Source organism: Phaeobacter sp. SYSU ZJ3003 (assembly GCF_041300735.1).
Lineage (GTDB): Bacteria > Pseudomonadota > Alphaproteobacteria > Rhodobacterales > Rhodobacteraceae > Phycobacter > Phycobacter gallaeciensis_A.
The window spans coordinates 1-769 of the sequence record NZ_PXNU01000160.1; the positions used below are offsets into that span (position 1 = coordinate 1).

Annotated in this window: 1 protein-coding gene; it reads left to right on the plus strand. The window is 63.7% G+C overall.

Annotated elements, in window-relative coordinates:
* The coding region (locus C6W91_RS21215; RefSeq protein WP_370571621.1) for an IS5 family transposase at nucleotides 1-715 on the plus strand (715 nt) is incomplete at its 5' end.
* Nucleotides 716-769: the final 54 nt, after the last annotated feature.

A 769-nucleotide genomic window follows, 5' to 3' on the forward strand; every position in this document is an offset into this window, starting at 1 on the left:
GACCGGGTTCGTCGAGAGCCTGCTACGGCTGGTCGGCCTGAACTGGACGGTGCCCGACTTCAGCACGCTATCTCGCCGCCAGAAGACCTTGGCCGTGAACATCCCCTACCGCGGCTCCAAGGGGCCGTTGCACCTGCTGATCGACAGCACCGGGATCAAGGTCGAAGGTGAAGGCGAGTGGCACGCACGCAAGCATGGCGGCCCGAAACGGCGCGTCTGGCGCAAGCTCCACCTTGGGATCGATGAAGAAACGTTGGAGATCCGGGCCGTCGAAGTCACCGGGAGCCACATCGGTGATGCGCCCCTCCTACCCCACCTTCTCGACCAAATCCCGCAGGACCAAGAAATCGGTAGCGTTACGGCTGATGGCGCCTACGACACGCGCAAATGCCACGATGCGATTGCAGATCGCGGTGCCCATGCCGTCATCCCGCCCCGCAAGAACGCGAAGCCCTGGAAGACGATCACCGCCGGAGCCGTGGCCCGAAATGAGGCCCTGCGCGCGGCGAAATACCTGGGCCGCGCGCTCTGGCGACGATGGAGTGGATACCACCGCCGAAGCCGCGTCGAGACAAAGATGCATTGTATCAAGTTGCTGGGCCAGCGGCTCATGGCACGGGACTTCGACCGACAGGTCGCCGAACTCCAGGTCCGCATCGCCGTCCTGAACGGCTACACCGCGCTCGGAATACCCGTCACGGAAGCTGTGGGATAAGTCCGTCCGGGGAAAGGGGAACCTCGGCCTTAAGCCGATTTGTGCAACAGAGCC